Annotated in this window: 16 protein-coding genes; 5 read left to right on the top strand and 11 right to left on the bottom strand. The window is 66.1% G+C overall.

Annotation, left to right across the window (positions count from 1 at the left end; genetic code table 11):
* The first annotated feature begins 22 nt into the window (after window positions 1–22).
* The 4 genes from U4960_RS08680 (at window position 23) to U4960_RS08665 (ending at window position 3,950) form a co-directional block, all read left to right on the top strand.
* Window positions 23–298, top strand: a complete 276-nt coding sequence (locus U4960_RS08680; protein ID WP_324260257.1) for an Hpt domain-containing protein — start codon at window positions 23–25, stop codon at window positions 296–298.
* Between the two features lie 139 nt (window positions 299–437).
* Complete coding sequence (locus U4960_RS08675; protein ID WP_324260256.1) at window positions 438–1,559, top strand: hypothetical protein; 1,122 nt, start codon at window positions 438–440, stop codon at window positions 1,557–1,559.
* A 24-nt stretch (window positions 1,560–1,583) separates the two neighbouring features.
* On the top strand, window positions 1,584–2,549 hold the full coding sequence (locus tag U4960_RS08670; protein ID WP_324260255.1) for a hypothetical protein: 966 nt from the start codon (window positions 1,584–1,586) through the stop codon (window positions 2,547–2,549).
* Window positions 2,550–2,552: 3 nt separating this feature from the next.
* Window positions 2,553–3,950 (top strand): sensor histidine kinase, encoded by a 1,398-nt coding sequence (locus tag U4960_RS08665; protein WP_324260254.1) that lies wholly within the window; start codon window positions 2,553–2,555, stop codon window positions 3,948–3,950.
* Window positions 3,951–3,961: 11 nt separating this feature from the next.
* On the opposite strand, the gene U4960_RS08660 is transcribed toward U4960_RS08665, so the two are convergent.
* Window positions 3,962–5,248: a citrate synthase gene (locus tag U4960_RS08660; RefSeq protein ID WP_324260253.1), complete on the bottom strand. Its 1,287-nt coding sequence runs from the start codon at window positions 5,246–5,248 to the stop codon at window positions 3,962–3,964.
* Between the two features lie 38 nt (window positions 5,249–5,286).
* Entirely contained in the window at window positions 5,287–6,711 is a 1,425-nt protein-coding gene (gene gltX / locus U4960_RS08655; RefSeq protein WP_324260252.1) for a glutamate--tRNA ligase, read from the bottom strand.
* Between the two features lie 28 nt (window positions 6,712–6,739).
* Between gltX and U4960_RS08650 the strand changes: the two genes are divergently transcribed.
* A complete protein-coding gene (locus U4960_RS08650; protein ID WP_324260251.1) occupies window positions 6,740–8,971 on the top strand; it encodes a ComEC/Rec2 family competence protein in 2,232 nt (743 codons plus the stop codon).
* On the opposite strand, the gene lexA is transcribed toward U4960_RS08650, so the two are convergent.
* The 9 genes from lexA to trpE form a co-directional block, all read right to left on the bottom strand.
* Window positions 8,954–9,646: a transcriptional repressor LexA gene (gene lexA, locus U4960_RS08645; RefSeq protein ID WP_324260250.1), complete on the bottom strand. Its 693-nt coding sequence runs from the start codon at window positions 9,644–9,646 to the stop codon at window positions 8,954–8,956. The two genes, U4960_RS08650 and lexA, sit on opposite strands and share 18 nt — an antisense overlap.
* Before the next feature lie 91 nt (window positions 9,647–9,737).
* Complete coding sequence (locus tag U4960_RS08640; RefSeq protein ID WP_324260249.1) at window positions 9,738–10,919, bottom strand: molybdopterin molybdotransferase MoeA; 1,182 nt, start codon at window positions 10,917–10,919, stop codon at window positions 9,738–9,740.
* The gene (gene moaC / locus U4960_RS08635; protein WP_324260248.1) at window positions 10,916–11,386 is read right to left on the bottom strand and encodes a cyclic pyranopterin monophosphate synthase MoaC; all 471 of its coding nucleotides are present in this window, start codon (window positions 11,384–11,386) and stop codon (window positions 10,916–10,918) included. The genes U4960_RS08640 and moaC overlap by 4 nt, the downstream gene beginning before the upstream one ends.
* A gap of 180 nt (window positions 11,387–11,566) precedes the next feature.
* A complete protein-coding gene (trpC, locus tag U4960_RS08630; protein ID WP_324260247.1) occupies window positions 11,567–12,358 on the bottom strand; it encodes an indole-3-glycerol phosphate synthase TrpC in 792 nt (263 codons plus the stop codon).
* Complete coding sequence (gene trpD / locus U4960_RS08625; RefSeq protein ID WP_324260246.1) at window positions 12,355–13,347, bottom strand: anthranilate phosphoribosyltransferase; 993 nt, start codon at window positions 13,345–13,347, stop codon at window positions 12,355–12,357. The genes trpC and trpD overlap by 4 nt, the downstream gene beginning before the upstream one ends.
* Window positions 13,344–13,928 (bottom strand): anthranilate synthase component II, encoded by a 585-nt coding sequence (locus U4960_RS08620; RefSeq protein ID WP_324260245.1) that lies wholly within the window; start codon window positions 13,926–13,928, stop codon window positions 13,344–13,346. Before U4960_RS08620 ends, trpD begins: the two co-directional genes overlap by 4 nt.
* Complete coding sequence (gene pip / locus U4960_RS08615; RefSeq protein WP_324260244.1) at window positions 13,925–14,881, bottom strand: prolyl aminopeptidase; 957 nt, start codon at window positions 14,879–14,881, stop codon at window positions 13,925–13,927. The genes U4960_RS08620 and pip overlap by 4 nt, the downstream gene beginning before the upstream one ends.
* Window positions 14,881–15,699 carry a phosphodiester glycosidase family protein gene (locus U4960_RS08610; RefSeq protein ID WP_324260243.1) on the bottom strand — a complete coding sequence of 273 codons (819 nt, stop codon included), beginning with the start codon at window positions 15,697–15,699 and terminating at the stop codon, window positions 14,881–14,883. The genes pip and U4960_RS08610 overlap by 1 nt, the downstream gene beginning before the upstream one ends.
* Complete coding sequence (gene trpE / locus U4960_RS08605) at window positions 15,696–17,210, bottom strand: anthranilate synthase component I (protein WP_324263087.1); 1,515 nt, start codon at window positions 17,208–17,210, stop codon at window positions 15,696–15,698. Before trpE ends, U4960_RS08610 begins: the two co-directional genes overlap by 4 nt.
* Between the last annotated feature and the right edge of the window lie 7 nt (window positions 17,211–17,217).

Genomic DNA, 17,217 nt, shown 5'->3' with positions numbered 1-17,217 from the left:
CAACGGTTCTTTCGATGCCACATTGACGGCTGCTGCAGGCAAGGATCCCGCCCTGCTGGCCGAATTACGTCTGGCCTTCGCGGACAGCCTGGCTCGCCAGATCGACCTGTTGAGGCGGTCACGGTGCGATGGGAACTGGACCATGGCCGCGCTGCGGCTGAAGGGGCTCGCAGCTTCGTTCCACGCGGCTGAACTCATCACGCTGGCTGATGAAGCACTGGCCAGCGCCCCGGGCGATCCCGTGATCGTACGCCGCCTCGAAACCTTCCGAGCGCACTTCAACACTCCCCGAAACTGACAGCCATGCTTGGCTTGGACGGATCGACCGCCTAGACTCAAGGGTCACCGCTTCGAGGAACCCTGCCTTGCTGGTTGCCCTTCTCTCAACCCTGGAGCGCGCAACCGACGGCGCCTCTTGTCCTCGCGCCTTCCTGCGGATGGCCGGCAATACAGTAATTGCACGTCAGGTGGAAATGGCGCTGGAACTGGGCTGCGAACGCGTGATCTGCCTGGCTGAGGGACTTTCGCCCGAGCTTGTTGCTGTCCAGCACCGGGTCGAACGATCCGGGCGCAGGTTTCATGCCGTCAGCGGCCGACAGGCGCTGCACGGATTGATAACCGCCGCTGACGAAATCGTGATCATCGCCGACGGCGTCATTCCGGACGAACAGAGCGTTGCCGAGGCAATCGGTCGCCGGAAAGGCGTGCTGACCTTCCCCGTGGAGGCGGGGATAGCTGCCGGGTTCGAACGGGTTGATCGGGCGGAGGCCTGGGCGGGCGTGCTCAGGTGCGGCGGAGCAGACCTTGAACGGCTGGCCGAGCTTCCCCCTGACATCGATGCGCTCTCGGCGCTTATGCGATCGGCCTTGCAATCAGGACGTCCCCGGATCGAAGTGTCACCGGAACATATCGCACATGGCTCCTGGCGGCTGGTCGACTCGGCAAGGTCGGCGCGCGAATTGGGCCGGCGCATGGTTAAGACCCTGCTCCGGCCGTCGAGCTGGTTCGCCCCGGGCAACGCCCTTGTCGACCGTGTCATGGGTATCCGTGCGGAGGCAACGTTGCGCCAGCCAGCAAGCGTGTCGTTCGTGCTGGGCGGGGGCTTTCTGGCTCTGGGGCTCGGGCTGATCAGCGCAGCAGCTGGCTTCCTGGTAGCGAGCTTTGCCATCCTTGTTTGTGCAGCGGCGCTGGTGCGGGCCTGGATGGCAGTTGATCAGTTGCGCCAGGGTTTGGGCGAAGATGCCAGTGCGCTGCGCCGGGATGGCCCCGTTCTGGCGCTGGACATTGCGGTGGTCGCCGCGCCTCTGCTGGCTGGGGCAGGGCGGGACTGGACCTCGCTTGCGTTTCCCCTGGTCATGCTGGTTGGCCTGTTGAATCTTGCACGCAAGCGGGGGCGCGATTGGGCGCGATCGATTGCCTATGACCACATGCTGCTGTTCGTGGTTCTTGCGGTGGCTACGGCAGGCAACAGGCTGGAAATCGCAATCCAGGTACTGGCGATGCTTTTGTTGGTGTTTCTTTTCGCCCGGCCCGATACGGCTAGGCTAACCCGCGCTTAACCACAGACACGCTAAGGCGGCCAGATGGATAGCATCCCCACCGATCCGGCAGACGAGATGCCCGTGGAAGCGGTGCTCCGCGAGGAGCTCGCGCACGGGGATATCGTGCTCGGCACGATAGGGCCTATCCTTGGCCACTTGCTGGCACAGCATGACCATTCCCTGTTCAGTGACGAGATCGTCGCCCGGGTGCGGGGTATGACGAGGCACGTGGCGCATCAGATCCTGACCGTTCAGGGCAGTGAAGAGGCTCCTGCCGCGACCATGCCGGAAGTCGACAGCCCGCTCGAGGCGCGGCTGGCCGCTCTTCTCGCGGGCAACATGAATTTCCTCGTGCATTGCCATGCCATGGCGCTCGAGGCGCAGCTCGCTCGGCGCCTTGAGGAGCGGTCTGCGATCGATCCTGTTCTCTCGCCGCTGATGCAGGCGCTGATTGCTTCGGACGATCCGGCGACGGCTACGACAGGTATGGCCGCGCTCGCCGCACAGGCCCGCTTCATGCAGCAGCAGCGAAGGATGGAGCTGCCCTTGGGAGAACTGCCAGCAGACCTCTTCCACTCTGCCCTGACGATATGGCGGACGATATCCGGCACAGGTGACGGGGATTCGGCCGATGGGGCTGAACAGACCCTGCGAAATGCGTATGACGAGGGCGCCAGCCGCCTTGGTCTGCTGGCAAGGCTGATTTCCGGGTTGGGGAGCGGTGTGACCGCTGCCCTGTCCATCAGCCATGCCGGCACAGCCCTGTTTCTGACCGCCCTTGCAAATGCATCGCGGCAGGAACGCGATCTCACCGTGCTTGCCACCAATGACAGCCAGCTGGCACGAATGGCGCTGTCATTGCGTGCCGCCGGCCTTCGGTCGAAGGACGTGGAAGAGCAGTTCCTCTACCTCCACCCCGAGGTGGCCCTGCCGGATGGATTCGATTTTCTCCGCGGGGATCGGGCGGCCGGCCTGCTGGCATCTTCCGTACGGCGGTCTGCGGGCTAGGCCATGGCTTCCAGCAAGAAGACCGCGCTCGCGCACGCCCGCACTGACGGGGAGGACCGGCTGATCGAGGCTGATGAACTGCTCGCCGGTCTGCAGGTGCGATGCGGCGGCGAGCTGCCCGGCACGGTGGCAATCCCCGAATTGCTCGCACTGGTGCGCAAATCGCGCCAGTATGGACTACGTCTCGCCCGACTGGTCGGCGCCCTCGACGGGGACGAACGGGTCGAGGCATGGGTCGAGATTGCCCCGTACAGCCAGAATGGACAGACCGGCTGCGACATCGCGGTTGCGAGCTGGCAGGCGAGCCCGTTGCCCCCCGAATCCGATCAGGTCGCCGCGCGGCGACGGCTCGAAATCGACCGCGCAACTGCCGAACTGAGCGCCCGGCTCGACCCGGGGCAGCGCTTGCTGACGGTCGAGGCCGACGCTGCCGACCTGCGGGAAGCGGCTACGGCAATGCGTGCCGGTATCGGCAAGCCGTGGACCCAGTTTGTCGAACTGGTGCAGAACAACCATCGGCAACCCATGCATTGGCGCCTGCTTGACGGGGCCCGCTGCACGGTCACAGGATCACAGCGCGAATGGACTGTTTCGCTGGTGCCGCTTGGCCGCCCGATGGCGGGGAGCGCCGGGTTCGAACTCTATCTCGTCGCCGACCGTCCTCTGATCCGGGTCAAAGCGGCGCAAGTGGCTCCCTCTCCTCTGGTCGACCGCCGGATCGGGCGCGAACTCTCACCGGTCCTTCGCAAGCCGATCGCCCGGATTATTGCCAATGCGGAGACGATCCGTTCGCGCCTGGCGGGCCCTCTCGGGGACGAATACAGCCAGTACGCCGCCGACATCGCTTCGGCGGGGCAGCATCTGCTCTCGCTGCTTGACGACCTGGCCGATCTGGAAGTCGTCGAATCCGAGGGCTTCAGCACCGCACCCGACCGGATCGACCTGATGGATATTGTCAAACGGGCAACCGGCATCCTCGGGGTCAGGGCACGCGAACGCCAGATTACACTGGAGATCGAAGGCGGCACTGCGCCGGTTCTGGCGATCGGCGAATTCCGCCGGGCGTTGCAGGTCCTTCTCAACCTGATCGGCAACGCCATCCACTATTCGCCAAAAGGGTCGACCGTAAGCATCTCCCTTTCCAGCGCTGGAAGCGAGTCATTCGCAACCGTGGCCGACAGTGGCCCCGGGCTCTCGCGCGAGCAGCAGGACGCCGTGTTCCGCAAGTTCGAACGGCTTGGCCGCAGCGGTGACGGCGGGTCAGGGCTGGGCCTGTACATTTCGCGCAAGCTCGCGCTCGCCATGGGCGGCGACCTGACCGTATCAAGCAAAGAGGGCGAGGGTGCCCGCTTTACGCTGGCACTCCCCGCCCTCGAAGACCGGCGCACGAAACCCCGGTAACCGGCAATTGCTTACCGCTGGCCGATCGGCACGTAATCCCGTTCCGTCGGCCCGGTGTAGAGCTGGCGCGGGCGGCCGATCTTCTGGCCGGGGTCGGAAATCATTTCGTTCCACTGCGCCACCCAGCCAACCGTGCGGGCGAGCGCGAACAGGGCGGTGAACATCGTTGTCGGGAAACCGATCGCAGACAGGATGATGCCCGAATAGAAGTCGACGTTGGGGAACAGCTTCTTCTCGGCGAAATAGGGATCGCTCAGCGCAATCTCTTCGAGCCGCAACGCGGTTTCAAACACCGGGTCGGTGACCTTCAGCGCATCGAACACCTCGCGTACCGTCTTCTGCATCACCGTCGCGCGCGGGTCGTAGTTCTTGTACACGCGGTGGCCGAAGCCCATCAGGCGGAAAGGATCGTTCTTGTCCTTGGCACGGTCGATGTAGTGCTGGATCCGGTCGGGCGTGCCGATTTCCTGCAGCATGTTGAGCGCAGCTTCATTCGCGCCGCCATGCGCCGGACCCCACAGGCAGGCGATTCCGGCCGCGATGCAGGCGAAAGGATTGGCGCCCGACGAGCCAGCCAGACGCACGGTCGAGGTCGAAGCGTTCTGCTCATGATCGGCATGGAGGATGAAGATCCGGTCCATCGCCCGCTCGACCGCAGGATGCAGCTCATACTCTTCAGCGGGCACACCGAAGGTCATGCGCAGGAAGTTGCCGGTATAGCTGAGGTCGTTCTTGGGATAGAGGAACGGCTGCCCGACCGAATACTTGTAGGCCATGGCCGCAATGGTCGGCATCTTGGCGATCAGGCGGTGGCTCGAGATCTTGCGATGGTTCGGATCGGAGATGTCGGTGCTGTCATGATAAAACGCTGACAGAGCGCCGACCACACCGCACATGATTGCCATCGGGTGGGCGTCACGGCGGAAACCACGATAGAAGGTCGCCAGCTGCTCGTGCAGCATGGTGTGGCGGGTAATGGTGTTCTCGAAGTCGGACAGTTCGTCTGCGCTGGGCAGTTCGCCGTTCAGCAGCAGGTAGGAGACTTCCATGAAGCTGGACTGCTCGGCAAGCTGCCCGATCGGATAGCCCCTGTGCAGCAGCACACCCTCTTCACCGTCGATATAGGTAAGCGCGCTTTCGCAGCTGGCGGTCGAGGTGAAGCCCGGGTCAAAGGTAAAGGCACCGGTGCCGGCATACATCTTCCGGATATCGACCACATCGGGCCCGACGCTGCCTTCAAGGACCGGGAATTCGTGAGTCTGCCCGCCCAGTTCGAGTTTCGCCAGTTTGTCCGCCAACTTGCTTCTCCTTTATTCCCCTGCTCGCCGGGTGTGGATCAGGCCGCCTGGGCCGTGATCCGCGCGAGCGATTCTTCCCGTCCCAGAAGGACCAGCACGTCAAAGATACCGGGCGACGTCGTTGTACCGGTCAGCGCCGCGCGCATCGGCTGCGCCAGCTTGCCCAAGCCCAATTCCAGCTCCTCGGCAAGGGCCTTGGTAGTGGCTTCCAGCGCATCGCTTGTCCAGTCGTTTTCCGCCTCAAGCCGGGCTGCCACCTGTCCGAGAATGGCGCGGCCCGGCTCATCCAGCAAAGCCGCAGCCTTGTCGGTCAGCGCAAGCGGACGCGTCGCAAACAAAAATCCCGCACTTTCCGTAAGTTCGTGCAGGTCTTTCGCGCGCGGCTTGAGCACCGGCATTGCCTGGGTCAGCAAGGAAACATCGGCTCCCTCACCAATTTGCCCGGCGACCAGCACCGCCAGGCGCGCGTCATCAGCTTCGCGAATGTAGTGCCCGTTGAGGTGCTGCAGCTTCTTGATGTCGAAGCGCGACGGACTGCGTCCGACACCGTCGAGATCGAACAGCGCCACGGCTTCATCGCGACTGATTTCCTCGCGGTCTCCGTGGCCCCAGCCAAGCCGCAGCAGGTAATTGAACAGCGCTTCGGGAAGGATGCCCAGCTCGTCTCGATACGCTTCGACCCCCACGGCCCCGTGCCGCTTCGACATTTTCGCGCCGTCCGGCCCGTGGATCAGCGGCACGTGGGCGTAGACCGGATCGGGCCATCCACCCTCGATCGCGTTCATCGCGCGAATGATCGGTAGCTGGCGAAAAGCATTGTTGAGATGATCGTCGCCCCGGATGACGTGAGTGACGCCCATGTCATGATCATCAACCACGACCGCCAGCATGTAGGTTGGCGTGCCGTCGCCGCGCAGCAGGATGTAATCGTCGATTTCGCTGTTCTGGACGGTGACCGGCCCCTGCACCCGGTCATGGATGGTCACTTCACCCTCGTTCGGGGTCTTCAGTCGAATGGTGAAAGGCGCGCCTTCAGGCGCCTCTGCCGGATCGCGATCCCGCCAGCGCCCGTCATAGCGAAGGGGCTGCTTGTTGCGGCGCTGCTCGTCACGCATGGCCTCCAGTTCGTCGGAGGTGGCGAAGCATTTGTAGGCGTGGCCGGCCTCTAGCAGTTGCCAGGCAACCTGTGCGTGGCGCTCCGCCCGGTCGGACTGGAAAACTGGTGCGTCGTCGAAATCCAGCCCGAGCCAGTCGAGCCCTTGAAGGATCTTGTCGATCGCATCCTGGGTGCTGCGCTTCTGGTCGGTGTCTTCGATCCGGAGCAGCACCTTGCCGCCATGGTGGCGGGCGTAGAGCCAGTTGAACAGGGCGGTTCTTGCCCCGCCAATATGGAGGTAGCCGGTCGGCGAGGGCGCGAAGCGGGTCACCACCTGGCTGGTCGCGGTGCTGCTATCGCTTGCCATGAACGCCGGTTTCCTTTCCTATTGTCGAATGGCGACCAGCACCGCGCCGCATGTACCCCTGGGGGATGAGCCGGAGCCGGCCGCGAAGCTGCGCGATGCTGCAGTGCAGCGCACTTGGCCCAAGGCCGTCCGCTTGTCCAGCCTTGCCGATGCCTGCGAGCAATTTGTCGGAAGGGCCGGATTTGAGCGGGCTCCCTGGCTCACGATTGCCTTCGCTGCGGGCGTTGCGGCGTGGTTTGCACTAGATGCGCCGTGGGAATGGTCGGCCTTTATCGGGGCCTGCCTGATCGCAGCGATTGCGGCTGCGGCCCTTTGGCGCGGTGACAGGAATCGCGCTGCCCTGCAATTGGCAGTCATCACCACCAGTCTCTTGCTCGCTGCAGGGGTGGGGACGGTGTGGGCAAGGTCGGCCCTGGTTGGTGCGGAGCCGATTACCCGGACGAGCGTCACGATCATCGTTGGCCGCGTGCTTGACCGGCAGGAACAGCCCGCCCAGCAGCGTATCCGCCTGGTTCTGGCCATTCGCGATGCCGAGGCAGGCATCGCCCGCAAGATCCGGATAAACCTGCCCGCTGCCGATGCAACGCCAGCCATGACCGAGGGCGCGGTGGTGCGTTTACGCGCGAGACTTTCGCCGCCTGCGCCGCCCATGCTTCCCGGAGGATATGACTTCGCCCGCCGCGCCTGGTTTGACGGGCTTGCTGCAACCGGCTCCGCCTTGGGCCCGGTCGAGGTGGTAGAGAACGCGCCGCAGGTGCGCGGTCTGGCGCAGGTCCAGCGCCGCCTTGCGGCCCATGTCCGGGAGCAGGTCGATGGCTCAGCCGGTACGATCGCAGCGGCCTTTGCCAGCGGTGACCGGGGCGCGATCGACCTGGGTGACGAAAAAGCCATGCGCGATTCCGGGCTGACTCACCTGCTCTCGATCAGCGGGGTCCATGTCAGCGCAGTGATCGCGGCAGGGTACCTGCTGGCACTCAAGCTGCTGGCCTTGTCACCTTGGCTGGCGCTGAGAATTCGCCTGCCGGTCCTGGCGGCGGGGGTAGGGGCACTGGCCGGTGTCGGGTACACCCTGCTGACAGGTGCCGAAGTGCCGACGGTGCGCAGCTGCATAGGCGCGTTGCTGGTCCTGACTGCCCTGGCGATTGGACGGGAGCCCCTGTCCGTGCGGATGCTGGCAACCGCGGCTTTTCTGGTGCTGCTGGTCTGGCCGGAAGCGCTGATCGGCCCGAGTTTCCAGATGAGCTTTGCCGCTGTTCTGGCGATTATTGCGCTGCACGAGAGCCGACCGGTAAAGGCCTTCCTCGCTGCGCGAGAGGAAAGCTGGCTGGCGCGGCAGGGGCGCAGGCTGGCAATGCTGCTGGCCACCGGGCTGGTGATCGAAGCGGTGCTCACGCCGATCGTGCTGTTCCATTTTCACCGCGCGGGCCTTTACGGAGCTTTCGCCAACGTCATCGCCATCCCGCTGGTCACACTGATATCCATGCCAGCCATTGCACTCGGCCTGCTGCTCGACACCGTCGGGCTGGGACGGCCGGCGTGGTGGGTGAGCGAGAAGTCGCTCGAAGCCCTGCTGGCGATTGCCCACTGGACGGCTGACCAGCCGGGTGCGGTGAAGCTGATGCCGCAAATGGGCGCGGGCACCTTTGCCTTGTTTGTCGTGGGCGGAATCTGGCTCGCGCTGTGGCATGGGCGGGTCCGGCTGCTAGGCCTCGTTCCGGTTGCTGCAGCGGCAGTTGCGCTGGTGATGACCCCAGTGCCCGACGTGTTGGTTTCGACAGACGGCAGACAGGTCGGCATCACCGGGGAAGGTGAGCGCCTCCTCATGCTGCGCGAGACGCGGAGCGAGTACGTGCGCGACAACCTGCTGGAAACCGCCGGCCTATCCGGCGAGCCGATTTCCCTCAAGGACTGGCCGGGCGCGCAATGCAGCCGCGATTTCTGCACCCTGGCAATCGAACGTGATGGGCGCAAGTGGGCCTTGCTGATGGCCTTGAACCGCGAGCGGGTCGAGGAGCGTGCACTGGCTTCTGCCTGCGAACGCGCCGACATCGTCATTGCCGACCGCTGGCTGCCCGCAAGTTGCCGCCCGACCTGGCTCAAGGCCGACCGCAAGATGCTGGAGCAAACCGGCGGCCTCGCCATCTACCTCCCGGATGAGCGGATCGAAACGGTTGCCGCAAGCCAGGGCGACCATGGCTGGTGGCACAAGCCGCCCGACCGGACGCCTGCGAAGCCAACTAACTCAGTGATAGCGCCGTAGGAGGCCCGCGAGTTTGCCCTGGACCTGGACCCGATGGGGTTCGTAGACCTGCGGGTCATAACTCGCATTGGCCGGATCAAGCCGCACCATCCCCGCATCGCGGTGCAGGTACTTCAGCGTCGCTTCCTCGTTGTCGACCAGCGCGACCACGATTTCACCATCACGCGCGGTATCGGTCCGGCGGACCAGCGCGAAGTCCCCGTCGAAGATGCCTGCCTCGATCATCGAATCGCCGGAAACCTCCAGCGCGTAATGCTCGCCCGGGCCCAGCAGGGCGGCGGGGACCGGCAGGCTGCTGTGCTCCTCGAAAGCCTCAATCGGCGCACCGGCGGCAATCCGGCCATGCAGCGGGATATCGACCACATCGTTGGCCGGGCGCGGCGCCTGCTTCGCAGGTGCGCGGGCCAGGCTGACCGGATCATTGGCTGCACGGGGCGCTGCTTTCGGCACCGACAGCACGTCTTCCGGCTGCTTGAGCACCTCCAGCGCGCGGGCCCGGTTGGGCAGCCGGCGGATGAAGCCGCGCTCTTCCAGAGCGGAAATCAGGCGGTGAACGCCGGACTTGCTCTTGAGATCGAGCGCTTCCTTCATTTCCTCGAAACTGGGGGAAATGCCGGTTTCTTCCAGGCGAACCTGAATGAAGCGGATCAGTTCATGCTGCTTGGCTGTCAGCATCGCGGAGGCTCCCTGTGCCGTTCCTGTTCCGCCCGCGCCATGCGAACGAATGTGGAACAAGTAGGCAACCCCGTTTCACGAGTCAAGCATTTCAGCCGTTTCCGAGCAGGTAGACCGGAACAGGCGTTCCCGCTTTAGCCTCATCGGCGTGTGCGGGACGGTCGATCAGCACGTCAGACCGGGCGAGGCTGAGCAAGGCGCTGCTGTCCTGCTCGCGCGATGGCATCACGCCATCCGGCCTGAGCGACCCGCGCAGCAATTCGCGCCTTGGTCCGCCCGGTGCGCAGTCGGTTGCCAGGGGGATGGATACGGTTTGCGGGAGGCATTCGGCCGCCCCCAGCAACCGGCGCAGCGCAGGCAGCATGAACAGGAAGCCGGTCACGAAGGCCGAAACCGGGTTGCCAGGCAGGCCAATCACGACCTGGCGGCCGCGCCGGGCGACCATCAGCGGCTTGCCGGGCTTCATCGCAACCTTCCAGAAGTCGAGCTCTGCCCCAACTGCCTCCAGCGCAGGCCGGGCCAGGTCATGGACGCCCACAGAGGCGCCGCCGGTCAGGACCAGCAGGTCGGCATCGGCATGGTCCTCCAGCGCGGCGACGATCGCATCGAGCCGGTCGGGCAGGGGTGCGCCCTGCCGCACGGTGCAGGGCAGCGATGACGCCATGGCCCCGAGCATGGCGCCGTTGCTGGCGGGGATCTGGTGGACAGCGCAGGAGGTAGGGTCGCTGGTCAGCTCGTCACCGCTGTCGAACACGGCCACGGTCGGCGCAGCGTGGACGGGCACCGTCGCATGGCCGGCAGAGCGCACCAGTGCCAGTTGCGCCGGGCCGATCCAGGGCCCGGCGGGCAGGAGGAGAGCGCCGGGCGCGAACTCGAACCCCTTGCGGCGGATGTGCTTGCCAGCGGCCGGATCGACGGTGGCGGAGACCTGCGCGCCCGCCACCAGGGCATCTTCCTGGATCAGCACGCGGTCCGCCCCAAGGGGCAGGATCGCGCCGGTCGAGATGCGGACGCATTGCCCCGCTGCGATCGGCCCGCCAAACGGCTCGCCGCAGCGGCTCTCGCCCAATCGCTGCCACGGGCCTGTGCCCGCCACCGCGTAGCCGTCCATCGCCGAAAGGTCGGCCGGCGGCTGGGTCCGCGCCGCCACCAGCGGCTGCGCAAGGTAGCGGCCCAGCGCCCGCTCGACCGGCACCGCCTCCGCCGGCATCGGCGCGAGCAGGGCCAGCATCCGCGCCTGCGCCTGCTCGATGGTGAGCGCAGGCAGGCTCATTCCGCCACCCAGTCACCCGACTTGCCGCCGCTCTTGGCAAGCAGCCGCACCGACTCGATCACCATGCCCTTGTCGAGCGCCTTGGCCATGTCATAGACTGTGAGCAGCGCCACCGAAGCGGCTGTCATTGCTTCCATTTCCACGCCGGTCTTGCCGGTGAGCGAGGCTGTGGCCGTGACCGCGACCCCGCCATCGATGTAGTCGAACGTGACTTCCACAGAGGTCAGCGCCAGCGGATGGCACAACGGGATCAGTTCGGCCGTCTTCTTGGCGGCCATGATCCCGGCGATCCGTGCGGTGCCGAGCACATCGCCCTTGGGCGCGTCGCCAGCCCGGATCGCCGCCAGCGCCCCCTCGCTCATGCGGATCACGCCCCCGGCCCGGGCCATGCGCTGCGTTTCGGCCTTGCCGCCGACATCGACCATGTGCGCTGCGCCCGACTCGTTGAGATGGGTCAAACGGCTCATTGGCCGGGTCCCCGCAAGTGCCTGGAATCCGGAGACCTGTTACACATGTTACACAGTCCTGGAGAGAAAAAGTCCGGGCGGTGCATCTCACCAGACGGGGGCAGGAAAACGGACGGAGTGGCACTCATGCTCATCCGCCCTCTATGCCAGACGAGCACCTTGTAGGACAGTGTCTGCGCGTCAGGCTCGTCCTGTCAAAAGTGCCCGCGTCGCGCCCTCTACATCGGCCTGCCGCATCAGGCTTTCCCCGACGAGGAAAGTCCGGACGCCGCTGCGGGCCAATCGCTCGCAATCGGCATGGCTGTTGATCCCGCTTTCACCGACCAGCAGAGTGCCGGGAGGGGCGAGCGGGGCAAGCCTTTCGGTGGTGGCAAGATCGGTGGTGAAAGTCTTGAGATTGCGGTTGTTTACTCCGATCAGCCGGGACTTCAGCGCATGGGCGCGCTCCATCTCGGCTTCGTCATGCACTTCGACCAGCACATCCATCCCGCGCTCCATCGCAGCCGCCTCGATTTCCGCCATCGCGCTGTCTTCCAGCGCGGCGACGATGATCAGGATCGCATCGGCACCGATCGCCCGCGCTTCGGCCACCTGCCACGGATGGACCATGAAGTCCTTGCGCAGGACCGGCAGGTTACAGGCGGTGCGGGCAGCGACCAGATAGTCCTCGTGCCCCTGGAAATAGGGCGCATCGGTCAGCACGGACAGGCACGCAGCGCCGCCGGCCTGATAGGCACGTGCATGATCAGCGGGATCGAAATCAGCCCGGATCAGCCCCTTGGACGGCGAAGCTTTCTTGATTTCTGCGATCAGGGCAAAACCATCAGCCGCTTTGGCGCGCAGGGCAGCCTCGAAGCCGCGCGGCGGCGTTTGCCCGGCTGCAAGATGGTCGAGCGCCGTTACCGACTGCTCGGCCCGGCGCTGGGCCACTTCGGTCTGCTTGGTCGCGCAGATTTCCTCAAGCTTGTTCATCGGGCAATCTCGATCCAGCGGGTGAGCAGGTTGGCTGCGGCACCGCTGTCGAGCGATTCGGCGGCCCGGGCGGCGCCGTCGGTCCAGCTGGTCGCAGCGCCGGCCACCAGCAGGGTGGCGGCCGCGTTGAACAGCACTGCATCGCGGTAGGGTCCGGGAACACCATCGAGCAGGGCCTTGAGCGCCTTGGCATTGTGCGCCGGATCGCCGCCCCGGATCGCCTCGACCGGGGAATGGGGCAGGCCAGCCATGGTGCAATCGACCCGCCGCATCTCGAAATTGCGCCCGCGCACGTCGGCCAGTTCGTTGCCGCCGGCCAGGCTCAACTCGTCGAGCCCCTCGTCGCCCGAAGCGATAAAGGTACGGATCGTGCCCAGCCTTGCCTTGGCCTCGGCATAAATCGGCACATAGGCGGGGCGGGCAATGCCGATCAGCTGGCGCTGGACCCCGGCCGGGTTGGACAGCGGCCCCATCAGGTTGAAGATCGTGCGGCGCGCCAGCCGCTGGCGGATGGGCTGAATCCGGCCCATCGCCGGATGGTGGTTCTTGGCGAACAGGAAGCAGATGCCGATTTCGGCAAGAGTCTTCTCGGCAGTGCGGCCGGCTGCTTCCATGTCGAGACCGAGTGCTTCAAGGGTGTCGGCGGCGCCTGCCTTGCTGCTGGCGGCGCGGTTGCCGTGCTTCGCCACCGGCACGCCCGCGGCCGCCACCACCAGGCTGACGGCGGTCGAGACATTGAGCGTATGGTGCCCATCGCCGCCGGTGCCGCAGCAGTCGACCGCATTGGCGGGCGCGGCGATCGGGATCAGGCGGGCACGCAAGGCGCGGGCGGCTCCGGCGATTTCCTCCGCCGTCTCGCTCCGGTCGGAAAGGTCGATCAGAAAGCGGGCGATCTCGTCCTCGCTGGTTTCGCCGTCGAGGATCCAGCCGAATACTTCCTCGGCTTCGGTTTCATTGAGGTGGGCATCGGCGCCGGGCAGCGATTTCATCGGATTGGCTCCGGTACGATCCCGCACAGGCGCAGGAAGTTGGCGAGCAGGGCGTGGCCATGCTCGGTGGCGATGGATTCGGGGTGGAACTGGACTCCGTGGATCGGCAACTCGACGTGGCGGAAACCCTGCACGTGGCCATCGTCGGAGCGCGCGTTGACCACAAGGCAATCCGGGATGTCCTCGACGATCAGCGAATGGTAGCGGGTGGCGGTGAAGGGGCTGGGGAGCCCGGCGAACAAGCCGGTGCCATCGTGCGTCACCGGGCTGGTCTTGCCGTGCATCAACCCGCCGCGCACCACCTTGCCGCCGAAATACTGCCCGATCGACTGGTGGCCCAGGCACACGCCGAGCAGCGGCAGGCGCGCGCCGGCGCAGGCGGCGACGAGATCAAGGCTGATCCCCGCCTCGTTAGGCGTGCACGGGCCGGGGGATATGAGGCAGCCTTTTGCCCCGCCCGATACCGCCTGCCCGGCGCTGATCGCATCATTGCGCTCCACCCGCACCTCGGCCCCCAGTTCCATCAGGTAATGGACCAGGTTGAAGGTGAAGCTGTCGTAATTGTCGATGACGAGGATCATGCCGCAAACTCATCCGTCGCCCGCACCAGGCCGTCGACGATCCCCGGCTCGCTCGCGGCGTGGCCGCCGTCGTGGACGATCCGCAGGTCGACTTCAGGCCAGGCCTGCTTGAGCGCCCAGGCGGAGGTTGGCGGGCAGCAAATGTCGTGACGTCCCTGCACGATAATTCCGGGAATGCCCTTCAGCTTGTGCGCATCACGCAGCAGCTGCGCTTCCTCAAGGTAGAAATCGTTGAGGAAATAGCGGGCGCAGATGCGGGCGAAGGGAAGCGCCTTGGCCGGCTCGGCGAAGTCGGCCAGCAGGTCCGGATTGGGCAGCAGGGTGGCGACCGAGCCTTCCCACAGCGACCATTCCTTCGCCGCCGCGAGGCGGGTGGCCTCGTCCTCACTGGTCAGGCGGTCATGATAGGCACGCACCAGGTCGCCGCGCTCGGCCTCGGGGATATGGCCGCTGAAACTGGCCCACTGCTCGGCCATGATCTCGCTTGCGCCGTAGCGGTAGAGCCAGTTCTTCTCCTGCTCGCGGGCGAGGAACACGCCGCGCAGGATCAGCTCCGTCACCCGATCGGGGTGTGTCTGGGCATAGGCAAGGGCGAGCGTCGCGCCCCAGCTGCCGCCGAACACCTGCCATTTCTCGTGCCCGCACATCTGGCGCAGCCGCTCGATATCCGCCACGATCCGCCAGGTATCGTTGTGCTCGATTTCGGCGAAGGGGAGCGACTTGCCGCAGCCGCGCTGGTCGAACAGCAGCACGTCATAGCGGGCCGGGTCCCACTGGCGGCGGTGCGAGGGCGCCATGCCGCCGCCAGGGCCGCCGTGGAGGAACACCGCCGGTTTTGCGCCGGGGGTGCCAACCCGCTCGTAATAGAGCGAGTGGCCTTCGCCAACGTCGAGCATCCCGCTCTCGTAGGGCTCGATCTCGGGGTAGAGGGTACGGGCGTAGGTGAGGGGCATTATCGGGTTTCCACGACGATCAGCGGGCCGAGCGGGGCACGGGTATCAAGCCGGTCGCTGGCCGGATCCCACAGCGAGCTGACCGAACCATCGAGATAGAGCGCGTTGGGCGTCTTCAGCTCATCCCGGAACAGGCGCGCCAGCACGCCGAAGCTGACCGCGCCTGCCGACTGCACGAAATGCGCGCGGCCCGCCGCGTCCACGCCGACCGCGTTGCGGATCGTGCGCGAGGGGCCGTTCTCGGTGATTTCCGGGTGGATATTCCCGCCGATCACCAGCATCGGCCCGCTCTGCGTGCCGAATTCCGGCCGGTCGCCCACGTTGGTGTAGAAATCCTCCGCAGTGCGGACCTGCCATCTGGAGCCGGTGCCGAAGAACACCCCGTTGGGCTTGAGATGGAAATTGCCGCTGCCATCGTTGCGGTTCAGTTCCTTGAGCCGCTTGCCCGCTTCGACATAGTAGCCGATCGGCTTGCCCTCCTCATCGAACATGCCGCCGTTGACCGCGAAGGCGACCGGCGCGGCTTCGGCCGGGCGGCCCGCGGCGAGGTTGGCGAGGCTGCGATAGGGCGCGCCGTCATCCGGGCCGAGGTCGGTGGCGATCCGGTGCTGCTTCGGATCGGCCACACAGTGCGTGAAGCTCACCTCCTCGAACACGATGGTGCGGCAGGCCGAAGCAACCGTGGGCGCGGGTTCGGGCAATGCCTCCGCCTGATCCGCCTCGCCGCTGCCGATTTCGGTCCGCATGACCGGCTCGCCGGCCGATTCCTGGCCGCAGGCGGCGAGCGCGAGCAGCGCGGTGCACAGCAGCCACCTCATTGCCCGAACCCCGGTTCCTGCGCGATCCGCGCCGCTTCGCGTGCGGCGGCCAGCAGCGCCCCCGCCTTGGCCTGGCATTCACGGTGCTCGTAGTCGGGCACGCTGTCAGCGACGATCCCGGCTCCGGCCTGAACGTGGAGTACCCCGTCCTTGACCACGCCGGTGCGCAGCACGATGCAGCTGTCAACCGAGCCATCAGGTGCAAAATAGCCGACCCCGCCAGCATAGGCGCCACGCGCCTCCGGCTCCAGTTCAGCGATAATCTCGCAGGCGCGGATCTTGGGCGCACCGCTGACTGTGCCGGCCGGGAACCCGGCAAACAGCGCGTCGAGCGCATCATGCGCAGGATCGAGCCGTCCGACCACGTTGCTGACGATATGCATCACGTGGCTATAGCGTTCGATGGTGTAGCTGTCGGTGACCGTGACTGTCCCTCTGGCCGCCACCCGGCCGACATCATTGCGCCCCAGATCCAGCAGCATCAGGTGCTCGGCCCGTTCCTTCGGGTCAGCGAGCAGGCTCGCCTCATTGGCGTCGTCTTCCTCGCGCGTGGCGCCGCGCGGGCGCGTTCCGGCAATCGGGCGGATGGTCACCTCGCCATCGCGAACACGGACCAGGATTTCCGGGCTCGATCCGACCACGGCAAAGCCAGGCAGGTCAAGGAAGTAGAGGAAAGGCGAGGGATTGACCCGCCGCAGCGCACGATACAGCTCGAACGGCGGCAGCGGGAAGGGGCAGGTGAAGCGCTGGGCGAGCACCACCTGGAAGACGTCGCCCGCCGCGATGTAATCTTTCGCCCGCGCGACCATGTCGAAGTACCGGTCTTGCGAGATGGTCGGTTCAAGCGCCATGTCGGGCAGGGCGGAAGCGCGTGGCTCAGGCGGGGGTGCTTGCGCGAGCCGCGCCAGCGCCGCATCAATCCGCTCCCCGGCATCGGCTACCCGGCGGGCCGGATCGCCGCCTTCGGGCCAGATGGGAGCGACCAGGTAGAGCGCGTCAGTCAGCCGGTCGAACACCAGAATCAGGGTGGGGCGGACGAACACCATGTCAGGCAGGCCGACCGGGCTGGCGGGCGCGCGCGGCAGGTCTTCGACCAGGCCGATTGTTTCGTACCCGAAGTACCCGACCAGGCAGGCGAGCGCGGGCGGCAAGGCATCGGGCACGTCGATCCGGCAGGCGGCGGCCAACGCCCTCAGCGCATCAAGGCTGTTGCCGGGCACCGCTTCGCTGCCGGACCGGTCGGTCTGCCAGTGGCGGAATATCTCGGCGGTGTTGCCCTGTGCGCGGAACAGCAGGTCGGGGTCCAGACCGAGCAGGCTGTAGCGCCCGCGTACTTCGCCGCCTTCGACCGATTCCAGCAGGAAGTCGCCCCGGCCCGGTTCGATCAGTTTGCGGGCGGCGCCTACCGGTGTTTCGGTATCGGCGATGACCTTGCGCCAGACGAGCGCCGGCTCGCCCCGGGCGAGCGCCTGGGCAGCGGATTCGGCATTCTCGGGCGCGGGGCCGGGCAGGGCGGCC

The organism is Altererythrobacter sp. H2, from assembly GCF_035319885.1.
GTDB lineage: Bacteria > Pseudomonadota > Alphaproteobacteria > Sphingomonadales > Sphingomonadaceae > 34-65-8.
The sequence above is the reverse complement of the archived record's forward strand: the minus strand, read 5'-3'. Positions and strand labels throughout refer to the sequence as shown.